We start from the raw sequence: 17,906 nt of genomic DNA on the forward strand, positions 1-17,906 counted from the left end.
CATGACAGACGTTGTTGAAACCCCCGAAGCGGAAACAGAAGAAGTCGTCGAGACCGCAGTGGCACCGCTGGACGATGCCATGGTGCGCAAGGTCATTGAAGGCGCTTTATTGGCTGCCGGTCAACCCATGACCGTGGCCAAATTGTTAGAACTTTTTGCCGTTGACGAAGACCGCGAGCCGCCGGCCAAAGACCTGGTGCAGGCGATGCTCGAAGATATCGCCGCCGATTGTGACGGCCGTGGTTTTGAACTGGTGGAAGTGGGTAGCGGTTGGCGCTTTCAGGTGCGCGCCGAAACTGCTCCCTGGGTGAACCGCTTATGGGAAGAGAAACCGCAAAAATATTCGCGCGCGTTATTGGAAACATTGGCATTGATTGCCTACCGTCAACCCATTACCCGGGGTGACATAGAAGAAATCCGTGGCGTGGCCGTCAGCTCGCACATTATCAAGACCCTGACCGAGCGCGAATGGGTAAAAGTGGTAGGGCATCGCGATGTGCCCGGCCGCCCGAGCCTGTATGCCACCACCCGGCAATTTCTGGATTATTTCAATCTGAAAAGCCTGGAGGATTTGCCGTCTTTGTCGGAATTGCGCGATTTTGAAGAATTGAATCAATCGCTGGATCTGGACGACTCTGAAAAAGAAGCGCTGGCTGAAGCGGAAGAGCGCGATGGCATAGAAGAAGCGCAAACCGAAGTTGCAGAGGCCGCCGCTGAAGGCAACACTGAATCAGCAGAAGCAGAAGCAGAAGCAGAAGCAGAAGCAGAAGCAGAAGCAGAAGCAGAAGCAGAAGCAGAAGCAGAAGCAGAAGCAGAAGCAGAAGCAGAAGCAGAAGCAGAAACATCAATAGAAAGTACCGGGCACGACAACCCCGTTGAACACACCGAATCAGAGCAGACGCCACAATCATGAGTAACCCGTCCGAACCAAAAACGCTGCACACGGACAGTGGCGAAAAATTGCAAAAAGTACTCGCACGCGCGGGCGTTGGCTCTCGCCGTGAAATGGAGCGGATGATCGAGGCTGGCCGCGTAGAGGTGGATGGCAAAGTGGCAACACTGGGCGACCGGGTGCAGGCCGATGCGCGCATCCGGGTCGATGGCAAGCCCGTAACCACATCCGATGGTCAGGTGACCCGGCGCGTGCTGCTCTACAACAAGCCGGAAGGTGAAATCTGCTCCCGCTCCGACCCCGAAGGTCGCCGTACCGTGTACGATCGGTTGCCGCCGCTGCGCGGGGAACGCTGGATATCCGTGGGTCGGCTGGATTTCAATACCAGTGGGTTGTTGCTGTTCACCAACGACGGCGAGCTGGCCAATAAGCTGATGCACCCGTCCTCGGTGATCGATCGCGAATACCTGGTACGGATTCAGGGCGAAGTGGATGACGATATGCGTCAGCGCCTGCTCGATGGCGTGCTGCTGGAAGATGGCGTGGCAAAGTTCACCGATATCGTAGACGGTGCCGGTGAAGGTCGTAACCGCTGGTTTTATTGTGTGGTAATGGAAGGCCGCAACCGCGAAGTACGGCGCCTGTGGGAATCCCAGGGAGTGCGTGTCAGCCGCCTGAAGCGGGTGCGCTATGGTAACTGCTTTATTCCCTCGCACGTGCGTGTGGGGCAGTGGATTGAGCTGAACGACAAAGAAATCAAAGATTTGTGCGATACCGCTGGCATCAAGCACAAACGTCAGCGGGAAACCGTGGAGCACAAGGAAACCCGCGAGCGCCACGAACGAAAACTGCGTAAATCCCCCGGTCGTAAACCGCAAGCGCGGCAATTGAAGAAGGCGCGCCCGGAGTAAGCTGTGATCTATCCGACGCAACCGGCTGGTCTGTTTTCATACCCCCGCTTCTGGGCCGAGTGTTACGGCCCGGCGCCATTTTTACCCATGTCCCGGGCCGAGATGGATCAATTGGGCTGGGACAGCTGCGACATTATCATCGTGTGCGGCGATGCCTATGTGGATCATCCCAGTTTTGGCATGGCGGTGATTGGCCGCTTTCTGGAAAGCCAGGGCTTCCGCGTGGGCCTGATTTGCCAACCTGACTGGACCCGAGTTGATCCGTTCCGTGAGCTCGGTAAACCCAACCTGTTTTTTGGTGTCAGTGCGGGCAATATGGATTCCATGATCAACCGTTACACCGCCGATAAAAAAGTCCGCAATGACGACGCCTACACGCCTGGCGGGGTGGGCGGCAAGCGGCCAGACCGTGCCGTGCTGGTGTATTCCCAGCGCTGCAAGGAAGCCTACAGCGATGTGCCGGTGGTCTTGGGGGGTATTGAAGCCAGCCTGCGTCGCATTGCCCAGTACGACTACTGGAGCGATCAGGTGCGCCGTTCGGTGTTGGTGGATGCCACGGCGGATATTTTATTGTACGGCAATGCCGAGCGCGCGATCGCAGACATTGCCCATGGCCTGGCGGCCGGCAAAACCATTGATCAGTTAAGCCATCTGCGCGGCACGGCGGTGGTGCGCAGATCGCCCCCCGGTGGCTGGACCGAAATTGATTCCTCGCGTATCGATTGGCCCGGGCATATTGATCAGCTGCCCAACCCCTACGATTATCAAAGTGGCGACGACAGCAACGACACCCAGGCCGGGAAAAAAGCGGGCGAGTTATCGGGGGCTGTGATGAACACGGCGCCCGCCTGCCAGCAAAATGTGTTGGCTTCGCAAGATGACGTGCAACCGGTGCGCATCATTCCCATGCCCTTAGCCGGGCGTTCGGTGAAAGATGAGAATACCTATATCCGCTTGCCCAGTTTTGAAAAGGTCCGCAATGACCCGGTACTCTACGCCCATGCGTCGCGTGTATTGCACCAGGAATCCAATCCCTACAATGCGCGTGCATTGATTCAGAAGCACGGTAACCGGGAAGTGTGGATTAATCCGCCGGCCATGCCGTTGAGTACGGAAGAGATCGACGGCGTATTTGATCTGCCCTATGCGCGGGTGCCACACCCCAGCTATGGCAAGGCAAAAATTCCCGCCTATGACATGATCAAAACCTCGGTCAATATCATGCGCGGGTGCTTTGGCGGTTGTACTTTCTGCTCGATTACCGAACACGAAGGCCGCATTATCCAAAGCCGTTCCGAAGCCAGCATCCTGCGCGAAATTGAAGATATGCGCGACAAGGTGCCGGGCTTTACCGGCCATGTATCGGATCTGGGTGGCCCCACAGCCAATATGTACCGGCTGGAATGCAAATCAGAAAAAATTCTCGCCAGCTGTCGCCGGTTGAGCTGTGTTTACCCGACAGTGTGCAAAAACCTGATCACCAGTCATAAGCACACCACCGAGCTCTACCGCAAAGCGCGCGCAATCCCGGGGGTGAATCGCATCAGTATTGCCTCCGGGCTGCGTTACGATCTGGCGGTGCTGGACCCGGAGTACGTCAAGGAACTGGTCACCCATCACGTGGGCGGCATGCTGAAAATCGCACCCGAACACACGGAAGAGCGGCCGCTGTCGATGATGATGAAGCCGAAAATGAGCAGTTATCAGGCATTCAAGAAAATGTTTGATAAGTACTCAAAAGAGGCGGGCAAGACCCAGTATCTGGTGCCGTACTTTATTGCCGCTCACCCCGGCACTGAAGACGAGGATATGCTCAATCTTGCGCTGTGGTTAAAGCAGAATAATTTTGAAGTGGATCAGGTGCAGACGTTTTATCCGTCGCCCATGTCGCTGGCCACGGCCATGTATTATTCCGGGCGCAATCCGCTGAAAAAAATTGCGCTACAAAGGCGATAAAATCACCATTCCCAAAGATAAGGATCAGCGCCGCTTGCACAAGGCGCTGTTGCGCTACCACGATCCGGACAACTGGGGCTTTCTGCGCGAATCGTTAGTGCGCATGAACAAAGCTAATCTGATCGACAAATTGATTCCCGCTGAGCAAACCAAAGGGCGTAAGCCGTTTGTGCAGGGCGGAGCACGTCAGAAAGCCAGCGCAAATAAATTTGACAAAATACCTGCCCGCAGCCCCCGGGGCGGCAAGCCGGCCGGCGGGAAACGTAAAGGACCCCGGCGTTAATGGCCCTGAAACCCACCATCTATAAGTTGCAACTGGATGTGGCAGACAGCGATCGCCATCATTACCAGAGCTACAATCTCACCTTGGCCCAGCATCCGTCGGAAACCCTCGAGCGCATGGCGGTTCGCATTCTGGCGTTTGCGCTGAATGCGCACGAGGATCTGGCGTTTACCAAAGGGCTTTCAACCGATGATGAGCCCGACCTGTGGCAACAAACCCTGGATGGCCAGATTGCAATGTGGATTGAAGTCGGGCAACCCAAACCCGAGCGCCTGAAAAAAGCGCAGGGCAGGGCGGCAAAGGTGTTGCTCTATCCGTTCGGAAAAACGGCAGATACCTGGTGGTCGTTAGAACAAAAACACATTGCCCGCTCAGATAAACTGGCCATTGCGCAGTTTGATTGGGCCCAGGTCACGGCGCTCGCTGGCGCCGTGGAGCGCACCATGCACTGGAGCGTGAGTGTGGCCGGGGGTGAGTTGTTTGTTGATACCGGGGCTGCGCAATATCAGCTTCAGCTTAAGACGCTGTGAATAGCCGCTGGTACAGTTTATCTTCCAGATGTTCCAGTGCGCCGGTGAAGTCTTTGTTTTGAGCCAGGCACAAAGCGACCGCCTGATACGTCAACAGGCCTTGCACAATCGGAGAGTGGATTTCAGTGTGTTCCAACTTTCTGGCCAGTTGATCGGCCGCTGCCTCGTCGGTACCCGGGCTGTAAATCAATAACTGGTTCATCCCGTATATGCTCAGCAGTTGCCGGTCATTGAGCACATGCGCGCATTGGTACAGGTAACGCAACAAGGTTTGCTCTGCCACCTGGGCGCCGTAGCGTTGTTGCAGGGCTTCCATTCCGCTCAGATTGACCAGAATTAAACTCAACGGCAGTTCATCCTGGTGTTGTGCCGGGTGGGACAGCAGTCTTTCGATGGCGCGCCGATTGGGCAGCTCGGTGGCCGGGTCGATCATGGAGAGCTCTTCGCAATAACGTTGCAATCGACGGACATCCTGCCAGCGGCGCCAGGAAAAGCCCGCGAACAACAACGCGATCACCAGCGAGGCCGACAGCACTTCGTCTAACTCGTAAAGCTCCAGCTCTTCCAGTGTCAGGTGGAGTAACTCAAAAACATCCAGGCTGGCAAATACCAGAAAGGTGCAAACAGACAGGCCGGCGAGTAGCAGAGAGTCGCCTATGGCGCGCCGGCGCAGGTTTTTTTTAAGCTGGTCAATCAAGGTGTTACAGGGCTTCTTCTGGTCTTGGTTTGCAGTCTACCAGTGTAAAGCACCTGCTCAGCTCTGTAATGGTCTTTTTTTGTTCAATCCGGCACCCGGGATCTGGGCAGGCAAATACGCAGGGCGAGCCCGCCCAGTTTGGCCCGGTGCGCGCTGATCGCGCCGTCATGCAGCTCAACCGTACGCCTCGCAATGCTCAGGCCAAGACCGACCCCGCCACTCATCCGGTCGCGCGCCTCATCTGTGCGGAAGAAGGGGGTGAACAGTTTATCGAGTTCCGAATCCGCCACGCCTGGCCCCGAATCTTCCAGCGTGATCTGCCATTGGTTTTTTTGTTCTTGCAGGTCTATGTGGATGCGCCCACCCTTGGGTGTGTGGCGAATTGCATTGGTGAGGATGTTATCGAAAACGCCCACCAGCGTATTGCTGCGGGTATCCACCAGCGCTTCTTTAAAGCTGCCATGATCAAAGGTCAGTTGAATCGTTTTGGCGGATGCTTGCGGCATAAACTCTTCCATCAGTCCCGACAGCAGCGGCACCAGGTCCACCACATCGTCGCGCGGCCATTCGTCGGTTGGATTCACCGGTAGCGACAAAATATCGGAAATGATGTTGTTCAGGTAATCCGCGGCCTGACGAGCCTTGTTGATATGGTCGTTAGCTGCCTCTCCTGCGTGTTGCTGGGCAAGGCCCAGCGCGAATTGAAGGCGCATCAGCGGCGAGCGCAATTCATGGGAGACATCCTTGATCAATCTGTCTTGGGCGGCGCGTGCCGATTGCAGTTGCTCCGTCATCAGGTCAAAATCGATAGCCAGACTGCTCATTTCATCCTTACCCCGCGGCATTTGCGGCGACACGCGATAATCGAAATCCCCGGCGGCGACGCGTCGTGTGGCTTGCTTCAGTGCTTCGACCGGACGCGTGAGGTAGCGGGCCATCAGATAGCACACCGAGCCGCTCACCAGCACCGCCATCAGTAAAACCGGCCAAAGATTCAGCAAAAACATTTGCAGAAGCATGTTGCGCTGGCCGTCATGTGCCGCGACCACCATGCGCACGTACTGGCCGTCCTCAAGTTGTATCAGGCGGCCGTAATAGGTGCGGTTTTTGCGCTCGAGCTTTTTGAAAGGCCGGTCCAGGTCCAATTTCCGCATCAGGTCTGCCACCGGGCTAGGCAATTCGCGGTCAAATATTTCAAAGCCCTGGGAATCCAGTACAAACACATTGCGTCTGGCCCAGTGCGGCAGGGTGCGGATGCGCTCGGTGAATTCCCTTTCGGTGGCGTTGACTGCGTCGCGGGTTGCAAAGTGGAGTAGCCGCATGGCCTCGGGGTCTTTGCTGAACAGGGGGGCGCGTGGAGGCCGGGGGAAGTTGCTGGGTTCGAGTTCGTGCATCACCCACGCGGTGCCGGCCAGAATCACAATGGTGGCAAGCCAGAAACCAATAAAAATTTTCCAGAATAAGCGGATCATGCATCAACCTTGAGCATATAGCCGGCACCACGAATATTGATGATCAGATCTTTGTCTGCGCCCGTGGCCTGAAGCTTTTTGCGGATGTTGCTCACATGCACATCGATGGAGCGGTCGTAGGCTGTGAGCTTGCGGCCCAAAGCTTGTTCAGTGAGTTCATCCTTGGAAATCACTTCACCGGCTTTGGCCATCAACAGCTCAAGTACCGTGAACTCGGCGCCCGTAAGCTCCAATGGTGTCTGGCGGAACAGTGCGGTACGGTTGCCTTTGTTTATCTGGATACCGCTGACCTCCAGCTTGCCGCCACTGGCAGGGACACTCTGGGTCCGACGCAGAATCGCCTTGATCCGGGCCAGCAATTCGCGCGGATTACACGGTTTAGCCAGATAGTCATCTGCACCCAATTCCAGCCCGAGGATGCGATCCACCGGATCCCCCTTGGCAGTCAACATGAGGATAGGGGTCTGGTTGGCTTGTTGATTGCGCAGGGTTTTCAGCAGGGTCATGCCGTCCATTTCGGGCATCATCACATCCAGCACCAGCAGGTCGGTGACGTGGCGGGCCAGATAGTCGACAGCGGCAACGCCATTGGGGCAGTGGTGCACGGCGAAGCCTTCGGCGCCCAGGTAGTCCCTCAATAACTCCGCCAGCTCCAGGTCGTCATCCACCAGCAAAATACGGTTCATAGTATGAGTCCTCTGCAATTGAGGCTATTGTGGCGAAAAAGCGACACCTTTGTGAACCTGCGATCCCATGAATAACCCTTCTTAACAGTATTTAACCTGCCCACAGCCCTTGTTTACCCGGTCTGGTTCTAGGATAACCCTGTGGTTTGAAAACAGACACTTAGAAGGAGTTCCTATGAACGTACAAGGCAATGTAAAACGTTGGGTGGTAGCGGCGACTTTGGTTGCGCTGGGTGGGATGGCATCGGTGGCGGTGGCCAAAGGTGACCCCTTTGGCATGCACGGGCCGGCCTTGGGTGAAAAAATGATAAAAAAGCTTGAGCTGACCGAGGCTCAGCAGGAGCAGGCGCGCGCAATGCGCGACAAGTACCGCGCTGATCACAAGGCGGCGCGCGAGCAGATGAAGGCGCAGATGAAGCAATTCAAAGTGTTGGAGCGGGCCGGTGCAAGCGTTGCGGAGCTTAAGGCCCAGGCCGATGTGATGGCTGCGTTGATGAGTGAAAAGATGGTTGAACGTGCAGTACAAATGCGTGAGTTCAGGGCGATTCTCACCGCCGAGCAGCTAGTCAAAATGGATGAACTGATCGAGCAACGCCACCAAAAGCATGAAGCAAAAATGAAACAGCGGCATGAAAAAATGGCGGAGCGGGAAAAATCCGCCGAGTAATGGTGAGTGAAACCCGGTCTGCAGACCGGGTTTTTTATTGGCTTGTTTTAGGTTCGTACCGTATTACTTGTGCTCGACCCAAAAATCGTACACAACCACTTCGCCGTAGTTATTGGCATTGCCGGTCTGACTGCCTTCCTTGTCGGGGTTGCTTTGGGTATAGTTTCCTACCTTGAAGTAGGCCTGATCGTAGCTCTTGTTCATCACGTAATTGTTGGAACCGTCTTTCACCAGATAGGCGCTGGCATTCCCGGCTTTGTACGCCGCTTCTAGTTTGCCGTCTTCGCTGTAGTACACATAGTGTTTGCCGTTGATAACTTCAAATATTACCTCGTGTACTTTACCCAGACTGTAGTTGGTTTTGATGGTGTGATCGCTGCGCAGCACGCCGCCATTAAAACTCAGGAACAGGTGCTGGTTTTCCAGCCGCAATACCATGGCGTCATCGATACCGGCGCTCTTGTCACCGTGGATCTGGGTGGCAACCAGGTGTGGTTTTACGATAGGCAGGTGGGTAATGGCCTGTTTAACATAGATAACGTGTGTGCCGCTGGTGGTCCAATAAATATCTGAACTGCCATCCGTTGTGCGTTCGCGCAGTTCCGAGCGGATATAGCTGGAGTTGGGCGTGGTGCCATTGCTGTTTCTGATCGGTGCGAAAAACACGATGCCGTCTTTGTTGTCGTTTACGTGGAAGTATTCATTGTTGTATTCGTCACACAGGGTTTTATCTTCTGCGCCGGTAGGGTAGGTAATCTTCCACTGTTTGCAATTGCGCATCAGGTCTGACGGGATTTCGGCATTGCCGCCAGTGCCACCGCCGGTGTCACCACCGGGTGTGCCACTGTCGGCGACATTTTTGTACTCCCAGTGCTGATTGACATTGCTGTCGGAAGAATTCCACAGATAGATCATCTGGCGCTTGGCAGCGCCATTATTGCCATCGATTGAGTAAGACACACCACGTTTCTTGACCCGGTAAACCTCGGTGCCGGCATAGATTTTCACTTTGGAAAAGTGCTGGTTGTAGTCGTTGTTGTCGCAGGTTTGCAATGTGATAGCCTGGCGCTTGGCGCCGCCATTGCCGCCGTCCCAGCACAGGTTTGTGCCTTCTTTTTTATAAGAGTAATAACCGTTGCCCTGGTCAATCTGGACCCATTTCTGGTTTACGTTGCCGGTATTAGTCGGCCACAAATAAATTTGCTGGCCTTCAATGGCGCCGCCATTGCCATCGATGGAGTAGCCGGTGCCGTATTTTTCGATTACAAACGTGGCTGCGCCCGCAAGGGAAGCCATACCGGTGAAGGCAAAGAGGCTGAGATACTTTGTTACTTTCATTGCGCTTGGAAATGTTATTTTCATTATGTTGTTCTCATGGTTATACCCGCCAGGTCAGCTGCAACTGGCATCGGGCGATTGCAATAACGGCCGTCATTACCTCGGTATTCACCTCTCCGTCGGCTGGCCAGGCAGGCGGGACTGCAGGTACCTCTGAATCTGGATACTCGAGCAGAGCGCGTCGAGCAGGGGCGTTTCGTTATATATAATTGGGCGCCCAAAATACTTTTTGTGTCTGATTTTATCTTAGGGTTGATCGGGGGTTTGCGCAATTGGTTGTCTCTATCTTGCTAATTGGTATGACAATGTTTTTTTGCCTGATTAGATTAAATATATTTAAAAACAGATATATAGGTTTAAATTGCTCATCAGATGCGTTGTTTTTTACACCCTTATTGGTCTGAACTATCGTACCTGTTTTTATTATTGGTCAGATGGTTTGGGCGGAGAGGTTAAAAGTTGGTGGGGTCGTCAGGGGCGTTGGTACACGCTTGCCCAGTGCCTGCACAGTCCGGTATTCATGTTGATTCTCTACAGGGTCAGACATTCAGGGCGTGGATTTCATCGGGCTATGTGGGATACCGCTTAATGCCAAAGCGGCTTCAAGTTGTGGTACATTTTCGATCCTCAAATTCTGGTTGCCGTCTTCATTTCCCGTTTGAAATGTTCGTTTGGTCTTCGCACTTCAGTTAATGAATTGTTGCTGTGAAGGGCGCATTTTTAGCAGGTTTGTCATTTGGTGCCGGTTATAAAACAGCGTGAAAAAAGGAGCCAAAATGGCTGCGAATGAAAAAGCGGCAGTAGTTGATGCCGAAAACGGAAAGCGCGGCTGGTTTACCCGTTTTCTCGATACCGTTGAATACCTGGGTAACCTGCTGCCACATCCTGTGACCTTGTTTGCCTGTTTCGCGGTAGCCGTGGTGTTTGGCAGTGGGATTGCGTCCTATTTTGAGGTGAGTGCCGTCGATCCGCGGCCAGAGGGCGCTGCGGGGCGTGCGGCAGATGGCGTCATCCGGGTGGTGAACCTGCTGAGCGTTGACGGGCTGCAGCGGATTGTCTCCAACCTGGTAACCAACTTCACCGGCTTTCCCCCACTGGGCGTAGTGTTGGTGGCATTGCTGGGCGTGAGCCTGGCCGAACATTCCGGACTCATTTCTGCCGCCATGCGCGGCTTGGTCATGGGCGCGTCCCGTCGCATGGTGACAGTGACGGTCGTGTTCGCCGGCATTGTGTCCAATACCGCATCTGAGTTGGGTTACGTGGTGTTGATCCCCATGGCGGCGGTGATCTTCCACTCGCTCGGCCGGCACCCGTTGGCGGGGCTGGCAGCGGCGTTTGCCGGCGTGTCCGGTGGTTACAGTGCCAACCTGCTGATCGGAACGGTTGATCCTTTATTGGCCGGTTTTACCCAGTCTGCCGCCAATCTGATCGATCCCAACTACACCGTCAGCCCCGATGCCAACTGGTTTTTCATGATTGTGAGTACTTTCGTTATTTCGGCATTAGGTGCCTTTGTGACGGAAAAAATCGTGGAGCCCAAGCTTGGAAAATACGACCGCTCCGAGGCCAGTGTTGATCTGGAAGAACAGAAGTTGGAAGGCTTGCTGCCGATCGAAAAAAAAGGCCTGGCCTGGGCCGGCGTGGCCTTTGCCGGTGTCGCGGTGATGTTGGCACTGAGCGTGGTGCCCGAATGGGGGCCGCTGCGTCATCCGGATACCGGTTTGGTGGAGGGCTCGCCCTTCCTGAAGGGAATTGTGGTATTCATCTTCATCAGCTTTGCCATTCCCGGTTTTGTGTATGGCCGCATTGTCGGCAGCATGAAAAACGAGCGCGATGTGATTAACGCCATGTCCAAGAGCATCAGTGCTTTGGGGCTTTATATTGTGCTGGTGTTTTTTGCCGCGCAATTTGTGGCATTTTTCGGCTGGTCTAACCTGGGTTCCATCATCGCGGTAAAAGGCGCGACCTTTTTGCAGACTATTGGCCTGACCGGGCCGGAATTATTCGTTTTCTTCATCGCCATGTGCGCCATTGTGAATTTGTCACTCGGTTCGGCTTCGGCCCAGTGGGCCATTTTTGCGCCCATCTTTGTGCCCATGCTGATGATTGTGGGCTACTCGCCGGAAGTGATTCAGGCGGCCTATCGCATTGGGGATTCGGTCACCAACCTGATCACGCCCATGATGAGTTATTTCGGGCTCATTTTAGCGGTAGCGGCGCGATACAAAAAAGATCTGGGGATAGGGACATTGATCGCCACCATGCTGCCTTATACCCTGGTGTTTTTTGTGGGTTGGGTGACGTTGTTTTATTTGTGGGTGTTTGTATTTGGCCTGCCGGTGGGGCCGGGGGCGCCGACCTATTATCAGTTTGGTGGTTGAGCGCACTGAATGAAAAAACGCCTGGCATTGCCAGGCGTTATTTTTAATCTTCGTCTACCCCAGGGCCTTTTTTCTTGATGCCCGTAGGTGGCGCAAAACCATCACCCAATTGCACCGCACTGGGCTTGCGCCGCTTGCCGATATTTTTCTGGTCGCGTTCGCGCAGTTTGGGTTTGTTGTCTTTGGCCGCTTTTTTCGCCGCGCGTTCTTTGGCGGCTTTTTTATCGGCTTTTTTCGGGCCGCCGGCTTTGCCGGAGGCTTTGATTTTTTCCGGGCCCTTGTAGCGCGATTCAAAGCCGGGAATTTCGATTTGTTCGAAGCGGGTGCTCAGGTAGCGCTCCACACCGGCCTTCAGGTTCCATTCCTGCGGCGTGATAAAGCTGATGGCGGTGCCTTCGGCGCCCGCGCGGCCGGTGCGGCCGATGCGGTGGGTGTAGTCGTCGCCATTGCGCGCCATGTCGTAGTTGATGACCAGCTCAATGCCGCCAATGTCGATACCGCGGGCGGCCACGTCGGTGGCCACCAGTACCTGCACATGGCCCTTGCGCATCAGTTCCATTACCTTGTTGCGGTCTTCCTGCGCCATTTCACCGTGAATGGCACCGGTTTTGATTTCCTGCGCGCGCAGATACTGGCACAGATGATCCACCTGGGTGCGGGTATTGGTGAATACCAGTGCCTGCTCGTAGCTCAGGGTTTTCAGCAGTTGGGTAATGGTTTTCTGTTTGTGGTTGGCGCCGTCAGACAGGATCACCTGCTGGCGGATATTGGCCTGGGATTCACGGCCGCTGCTCAGATTGATTTTTTCCGGCTCGCGGGTCAGCTCTTTCGCCAGGGTATTGAAACCCATGTGCGATAAGGTGGCAGAAAACAACCAGGTAGAGCGGGTGGCGGCGAGCTTGTTGCAAATAGACACCATGTCATCGTGGAAACCCATGTCCAGCATGCGGTCGGCTTCATCCAGAATCAGTACCTGCAAGTCGTCCATGGCCGGTAGATTACGGTTGAAGTGCTCCAGCAAGCGGCCGGGGGTGGCGATCAGGATCTCCGGGTTTTTGCGCAGCTGCGCGGCCTGGAATTTGTAGTCATCGCCACCGGACACAATACCCACCTTCAGGTGGGTGAATTTCAGCGCGGCTTTGGCTTCCTTCAGGATCTGCTTGGCCAGCTCGCGGGTGGGCGCGAGAATCAGCGCCAGGGTGCCGGTGTTGCGATTGTCATTATTGAGAAGCTTCTGTGCCAGGGGCAATAGGAAAGCCAATGTCTTACCGCTGCCGGTTTCCGACATCACCAACAGGTCTTTGCCTGCCAGGGCTGCAGGAATGGCGGCATTCTGTACCTGGGTGGGATCGGTGATGGACTGGGCGTCCAGGGCCTTGATCAAGCGTTCGTCCAGGCCTAATTCAGTAAACACGGCATTTCCTCGTTGTGGCGCCAGCATTCGGGGGCGCGAGTATACATGAATACACGGTTGAAGCTTAGCAGGCTGTTGATAAACCCCTTGTATTCTCAGCGAGGCATGAAGCGCGCAGATGTTGTGTTTTGCCTCGACGCACAGGGTGGTTCCCTTTGCTAGAGGCAAAGCGCAGCAGGTGTGCGCTTCAGGCCTCGCCCTTCGGGGATTTCAGGCTGGTCCGTACTTGTCGTTGCCGTTTTTCGGTGGGTGGACACACACCTTCAAAACGGCGCCTAAATTACAAGCCAGCCTGAAAACCTGAGCATGCAAGGAGTTTTTCAATAGACTGCTCGTGGTTGCGGGCGTATCCTGCCCGCCCGGAAGGAGGTCCCATGTCTGAATTGCAATTACCCGATATTGATACCATTGAGCAGTGGCTCAAGCGCATGGGCCAGGTGTGTTACCTGTGCGGCCAGTGCCCGGGCCTGCATCTGGAGGCCGTGCAATCCGAGGAGGGCGTGCTGGATGCCCGCCTACTGATGGAGCCGGAAGGGGTGTTGCTGAGCGTGGAGCTGGAAATCCGGCCCTCCATCCTGCTGGGCATGAACGCCGAGCTGAGTTTCCTGAACATGGGCTTCCCCACCATCAAGGCGTTTCTCGACGTGGTTGATGAAGGCATTCCACGGCTGGTGCTGTGCGATACCTTAATGACCGGCGCCGGCGTGAGCTACGAGCAGTTTGCCCACTTCGTGACCGCGTCCCTTGAGCAGATTCACAAGATTATTGTTGATTGCCAGCAGCAGGGTTACCTGATGGGCGACCAGATGGGTGCGCCCATGGGTGACGGGGATGGGGCGGGGAAGTTTCATTGATGGGTGATGGTGGAATGCGCTGCGCTTATTCCACCCTACAGCACACCATAGGTAGGGTGGAATAAGCGCAGCGCATTCCACCATTCGTGTCTGATTACAGATCCCGCAAAATCTCCCTCGCCGCATTGTGTCCCTTGCAGCCCGTGACACCACCACCGGGATGTGCGCCCTAGGGTGGAATAAGCGCAGCGCATTCCACCATTCGTGTCTGATTACAGATCCCGCAAAACCTCCCTCGCCGCATGGTGTCGCGGGCAGCCCGTGACACCACCGCCGGGATGTGCGCCGTAGGGTGGAATAAGCACAGCGCATTCCACCATTCGTGTCCGATTACAGATCCCTCAAAATCTCCCTCGCCGCATTGTGCCCTGGGCAACCCGTGACGCCGCCGCCCGGATGGGTGCCTGAGCCGCACAGGTACAAGCCTTTGATGGGCGTGCGGTAATCTGCGTGGCCCATGAGCGGGCGGTTGAGCCAGAGCTGATCCAGACCCAGCGCGCCGTGAAAAATGTCGCCATTCACCAACCCGAATTTGCGCTCCAGATCCAGTGGCGAATGGATCTGGCGGGCGATCACGCTGGCTTTGAAATTGGGTGCGTAGCGGGTCACGGTATCGATGATGGTGTCGGCCGCGGCTTCGCGGTGGTCGTCCCAGCTGTCGCCATTGGGCAGCTGCGGTGCGAATTGCTGGCAGAAGAGGCTGGCCACGTGCTGGCCCTTGGGTGCCAGCGTATCGTCCACCACCGACGGAATCAGCATTTCCACAATGGGGTGTTTGGCGTAGCCGGATTGCTTGGCGTCCAGATAGGCCTGTTCCAGGTACTGCATGGTAGGGCCGATCACGATGCCGGAGGTGTGGTGCGGCTGTTGCTGGGTGCCCGGGCGGCACAAGAAGTCGGGCAATTCCGACAGGGCCACATTCATGCGGAAGCTGCCGGAACCGGTTTTGAAACTGGCGAGATGGCGGCGGAAGTCCTCGGGCAGATGCTCGGGCGCCATCAGCCGCTCAAACAGCAGCTTGGGGCCCATGTTGGCCACCAGACAGTCACTGGTGTATTCACGGCCATCCTCCAGCTTCACGCCGCGGGCGCGACCGTTATCGACCAGCACCTCACTCACACTGGCGTCGGTAATGATGTCCACGCCCAGGCGTTTTGCCTCGGCCGCCATGGCCTGGGTGATCGCGCCCATGCCGCCGATGGCATGGCCCCAGGCACCGGCCACGCCGTTGGCTTCACCAAATACATGGTGCAATAACACATAGGCCGAACCCGGTGTTGAAGGAGCGGCGTAGTTACCTACGATGCTGTCGAAGGCGAAGGCCGCCTTGATGGCATCGTGCTCAAACCAGGCATCCAGCACCTCGGTGGCGCTCTTGGTGAACATGGCCATGGCCCAGCGGCGCTCATCCATGGTCATGGCCTTGGCGCGCCAGCCCACTTTGCCGGCACGGATCAGGTCCACGATACCGCCACCCACATTGGGTGGGGTTTGCAGCAGCAGATCCTTGATCAGGTCGGCCACGGAATCCAGCATCCGGTAAAAGCCGGGCAGGGCGTCGGCATCTTTCTGGCTGAAGCGGGCGAACTCTTGCTGGTTGGCGGCGACGTTGCCGTAAAAACTCAGACTGTCGCCATTTTCCTGCGGGAACAAATTGGACTGGCCGCGCAACACCACCTTCAAGCCGTGTTCCGCCAGATTCAGATCCTTGATGATTTTCGGATTCAGCAGGCTGACCGTGTAACTGGCGGTGGAATTGCGGAAACCGGGATGAATTTCTTCGGTAACCGCCGCACCGCCTACAATGTGGCGGCGCTCCAACAAGGTCACCTTGTGGCCCGCGCGGGCCAGATAACAGGCGCATACCAGGCCATTGTGGCCGGCGCCCAGGATCAGGATGGGTTGTTTCATGGTGATGCCTTATTCATTATTCTGGCTCCACCATGGAGCCGGCTCAGGCGTCTGTCAATGGCTCAACCGGGGCTGGCGGTTTATCGTTGAACTGCAATTGCGCCAGCCGTTTATACAAGGGGCTGGACTGTATCAGCTCGGCGTGGGTTCCCTGCGCCACCAGTTTGCCCTGATCCAGCACCAGTATGCGATCCGCATGCAATACCGTGGCGAGCCGGTGGGCAATGATCAGGGTGGTGCGGTTTTGCATCAGATTATCCAGTGCTTCCTGAACTTTCTTTTCAGAATCGGCATCCAGGGCACTGGTGGCTTCATCGAGTAACAGAATTTCCGGGTTGTTAAGAATCGCGCGTGCAATGGCCACGCGCTGGCGTTGTCCACCGGACAGCCGCACACCCTGTTCGCCCAGATAGGCACCATAGCCACCGGGCAAGGCCTCAATGAATTCATGGGCGTAGGCGGCTTTGGCGGCGGCGATGATGTCTTCGTCCGAGGCATCGGGGCGGCCATAGGCAATGTTGTAGCGCACGTCGGCGGTAAACAGGCTGGGCTGCTGGGGTACCAGTGCAATGCGGCTGCGGAATTGTGTAGGCGCGAACTGGCGCAGGTCTTCGCCCGCGACGCGAATGCAGCCGCTGGAGGGATCGTAAAAACGCAACAGTAATTCAAACAGGGTGGATTTGCCGGCACCACTGGGGCCCACCAACGCGACAATCTCGCCCGGTTGAATGGTGAGCGTCACATCCTGCAGGGCAGCCACTTCGGGCCGGGAAGGGTAGTGGAAACCGACCTGATCAAACGCAAGGGTGAGCGGGGTTGTGGGGAGCGACCTGGGTTCTGCGGGCGCGGCAATCTCGCTTTCCGCCGCCATCAGTTCCAGTAACCTTTCGGTGGCGCCGGCGGCGCGTTGCAGATCGCCGTACACTTCGGAAATGGTGGCCACGGCACTGGCCACCATAATGGCGTAAAACACAAAGGCGCCCAGATCACCGCCACTCATGCGGCCTTCAATCACATCGGTGCCGCCCACCCAGAGCATGGCCGACAGGGCACCAAAAATCAGCACAATTACCGCCGCAATCAGCACCGAGCGCTGCTGGATGCGCGCGCGCGCCATCTGGAAAGCCGACTCCACTTCGCCCTCAAAAGCGCGGCTTTCGTGGGCTTCGCGGGTGTAGCTTTGCACGGTTTTAATTTGCCGGACGATTTCACCGGCGTAGGTGCCCACATCGGCAATGGAGTCCTGACTCTTGCGCGACAGATCCCGCACCTTGCGGCCGAAATACAGCAGCGGGCCTATCACCAGGGGCACGCACAACAACACCATCAACGACAGTTTCAGGTTGGTGACCAGCAATAAAATCAACGCGCCGGTAAAGGTGAGGCTGGAGCGCAGGGCCATGGAAATGGAGGAGCCGATAATGGTTTCCAGCAGCGTGGTATCGGTAGTGAGACGCGACATGATGTCGCCGCTCTTGTTGGTTTCAAAATAGCTGGGGTGCAACGTGAGCAAATGATTGAATACCTTGCGGCGCAAATCGGCCGTCACCCGCTCGCCCAGCCAGGACACCAGATAAAACCGGGCAAAGGTGCCCACCGCAATCAGGCCGGTGATCAGGCTGATGAATAAAATGGCCTGATTCAACTGGCTGACAGAATCGCCGCCAAAGCCCTGATCGATGAGTAATTTGACGCCCTGGCCCAGCAGCAAGGTAGAGCCTGCGGTAAACAGCAGCGCCAGCAGCGCGCCGAGCAGGCGCCAACGATAGGGCGTAAGAAACGGCAATAGCGCGAGTAAGATGCGCAAGTCTTTAGCGGGTTTTTTCTGTTCTTTAGCGTCCGCTGAAGAAGACGAGGTAGCGTTTGCAGCCGTGTCCTGCGTTGCACTCATGCTGATGTTCCTTGGCATTGATA

Annotated in this window: 13 protein-coding genes and 1 pseudogene; 7 read left to right on the top strand and 7 right to left on the bottom strand. The window is 56.0% G+C overall.

Going from position 1 to position 17,906, the window contains the following annotated elements; all coding sequences use genetic code 11:
• Window position 1: 1 nt before the first annotated feature.
• From scpB to M5M_RS00740, 4 genes and pseudogenes are all read left to right on the top strand, one after another.
• Window positions 2-913 (top strand): SMC-Scp complex subunit ScpB, encoded by a 912-nt coding sequence (scpB, locus tag M5M_RS00725; protein ID WP_015045553.1) that lies wholly within the window; start codon window positions 2-4, stop codon window positions 911-913.
• On the top strand, window positions 910-1,803 hold the full coding sequence (rluB, locus tag M5M_RS00730) for a 23S rRNA pseudouridine(2605) synthase RluB (RefSeq protein ID WP_015045554.1): 894 nt from the start codon (window positions 910-912) through the stop codon (window positions 1,801-1,803). Before scpB ends, rluB begins: the two co-directional genes overlap by 4 nt.
• 6 nt (window positions 1,804-1,809) lie before the next feature.
• Window positions 1,810-4,042, top strand: a pseudogene (locus tag M5M_RS00735) (YgiQ family radical SAM protein).
• Entirely contained in the window at window positions 4,042-4,572 is a 531-nt protein-coding gene (locus M5M_RS00740; RefSeq protein ID WP_015045557.1) for a YaeQ family protein, read from the top strand. The pseudogene M5M_RS00735 and the gene M5M_RS00740 overlap by 1 nt, the downstream one beginning before the upstream one ends.
• Here the strand turns inward: M5M_RS00740 and M5M_RS00745 are convergent.
• The 3 genes from M5M_RS00745 to M5M_RS00755 form a co-directional block, all read right to left on the bottom strand.
• On the bottom strand, window positions 4,559-5,269 hold the full coding sequence (locus tag M5M_RS00745) for a diguanylate cyclase domain-containing protein (RefSeq protein WP_015045558.1): 711 nt from the start codon (window positions 5,267-5,269) through the stop codon (window positions 4,559-4,561). The genes M5M_RS00740 and M5M_RS00745 overlap by 14 nt on opposite strands.
• Window positions 5,270-5,352: 83 nt before the next feature.
• Complete coding sequence (locus tag M5M_RS00750) at window positions 5,353-6,741, bottom strand: ATP-binding protein (protein ID WP_015045559.1); 1,389 nt, start codon at window positions 6,739-6,741, stop codon at window positions 5,353-5,355.
• Window positions 6,738-7,427, bottom strand: coding sequence for a response regulator transcription factor (locus tag M5M_RS00755; protein WP_015045560.1), 690 nt, complete (start codon window positions 7,425-7,427; stop codon window positions 6,738-6,740). The genes M5M_RS00750 and M5M_RS00755 overlap by 4 nt, the downstream gene beginning before the upstream one ends.
• A gap of 175 nt (window positions 7,428-7,602) precedes the next feature.
• On the opposite strand from M5M_RS00755, the gene M5M_RS00760 reads away from it, so the two are divergent.
• Window positions 7,603-8,094 (top strand): Spy/CpxP family protein refolding chaperone, encoded by a 492-nt coding sequence (locus M5M_RS00760; protein WP_015045561.1) that lies wholly within the window; start codon window positions 7,603-7,605, stop codon window positions 8,092-8,094.
• Between the two features lie 63 nt (window positions 8,095-8,157).
• On the opposite strand, the gene M5M_RS20900 is transcribed toward M5M_RS00760, so the two are convergent.
• On the bottom strand, window positions 8,158-9,456 hold the full coding sequence (locus tag M5M_RS20900; protein WP_016389134.1) for a polysaccharide lyase family 7 protein: 1,299 nt from the start codon (window positions 9,454-9,456) through the stop codon (window positions 8,158-8,160).
• A gap of 752 nt (window positions 9,457-10,208) precedes the next feature.
• On the opposite strand from M5M_RS20900, the gene M5M_RS00770 reads away from it, so the two are divergent.
• Window positions 10,209-11,813 carry an AbgT family transporter gene (locus M5M_RS00770; protein WP_015045563.1) on the top strand — a complete coding sequence of 535 codons (1,605 nt, stop codon included), beginning with the start codon at window positions 10,209-10,211 and terminating at the stop codon, window positions 11,811-11,813.
• Window positions 11,814-11,856: 43 nt separating this feature from the next.
• Here M5M_RS00770 and M5M_RS00775 read toward each other — a convergent pair whose 3' ends face one another.
• Window positions 11,857-13,227: a DEAD/DEAH box helicase gene (locus tag M5M_RS00775; RefSeq protein WP_015045564.1), complete on the bottom strand. Its 1,371-nt coding sequence runs from the start codon at window positions 13,225-13,227 to the stop codon at window positions 11,857-11,859.
• A gap of 374 nt (window positions 13,228-13,601) precedes the next feature.
• Here M5M_RS00775 and M5M_RS00780 point away from each other — a divergent pair, with 374 nt between their 5' ends.
• Window positions 13,602-14,081, top strand: coding sequence for a YbjN domain-containing protein (locus M5M_RS00780; protein WP_015045565.1), 480 nt, complete (start codon window positions 13,602-13,604; stop codon window positions 14,079-14,081).
• Window positions 14,082-14,411: 330 nt separating this feature from the next.
• On the opposite strand, the gene M5M_RS00785 is transcribed toward M5M_RS00780, so the two are convergent.
• Together M5M_RS00785 and M5M_RS00790 are read right to left on the bottom strand one after the other, a co-directional pair.
• Window positions 14,412-15,992 (bottom strand): phytoene desaturase family protein, encoded by a 1,581-nt coding sequence (locus M5M_RS00785; RefSeq protein WP_015045566.1) that lies wholly within the window; start codon window positions 15,990-15,992, stop codon window positions 14,412-14,414.
• 43 nt (window positions 15,993-16,035) lie between these two features.
• On the bottom strand, window positions 16,036-17,883 hold the full coding sequence (locus M5M_RS00790) for an ABC transporter transmembrane domain-containing protein (protein WP_015045567.1): 1,848 nt from the start codon (window positions 17,881-17,883) through the stop codon (window positions 16,036-16,038).
• Window positions 17,884-17,906: the final 23 nt, after the last annotated feature.

Origin of the sequence: Simiduia agarivorans SA1 = DSM 21679 (assembly GCF_000305785.2) — a bacterium.
Classification (GTDB): Bacteria; Pseudomonadota; Gammaproteobacteria; order Pseudomonadales; family Cellvibrionaceae; genus Simiduia; species Simiduia agarivorans.

Coding starts and splice junctions, on each gene's coding strand:
- M5M_RS00760 (WP_015045561.1), top strand. CDS start 7,603: ATGAACGTACAAGGCAATGTAAAACGTTGGGTGGTAGCGGCGACTTTG.
- M5M_RS00740 (WP_015045557.1), top strand. CDS start 4,042: ATGGCCCTGAAACCCACCATCTATAAGTTGCAACTGGATGTGGCAGAC.
- rluB (WP_015045554.1), top strand. CDS start 910: ATGAGTAACCCGTCCGAACCAAAAACGCTGCACACGGACAGTGGCGAA.
- M5M_RS00770 (WP_015045563.1), top strand. CDS start 10,209: ATGGCTGCGAATGAAAAAGCGGCAGTAGTTGATGCCGAAAACGGAAAG.
- M5M_RS00780 (WP_015045565.1), top strand. CDS start 13,602: ATGTCTGAATTGCAATTACCCGATATTGATACCATTGAGCAGTGGCTC.
- M5M_RS20900 (WP_016389134.1), bottom strand. CDS start 9,456: ATGAAAATAACATTTCCAAGCGCAATGAAAGTAACAAAGTATCTCAGC.
- M5M_RS00750 (WP_015045559.1), bottom strand. CDS start 6,741: ATGATCCGCTTATTCTGGAAAATTTTTATTGGTTTCTGGCTTGCCACC.
- M5M_RS00790 (WP_015045567.1), bottom strand. CDS start 17,883: ATGAGTGCAACGCAGGACACGGCTGCAAACGCTACCTCGTCTTCTTCA.
- M5M_RS00785 (WP_015045566.1), bottom strand. CDS start 15,992: ATGAAACAACCCATCCTGATCCTGGGCGCCGGCCACAATGGCCTGGTA.
- scpB (WP_015045553.1), top strand. CDS start 2: ATGACAGACGTTGTTGAAACCCCCGAAGCGGAAACAGAAGAAGTCGTC.
- M5M_RS00755 (WP_015045560.1), bottom strand. CDS start 7,427: ATGAACCGTATTTTGCTGGTGGATGACGACCTGGAGCTGGCGGAGTTA.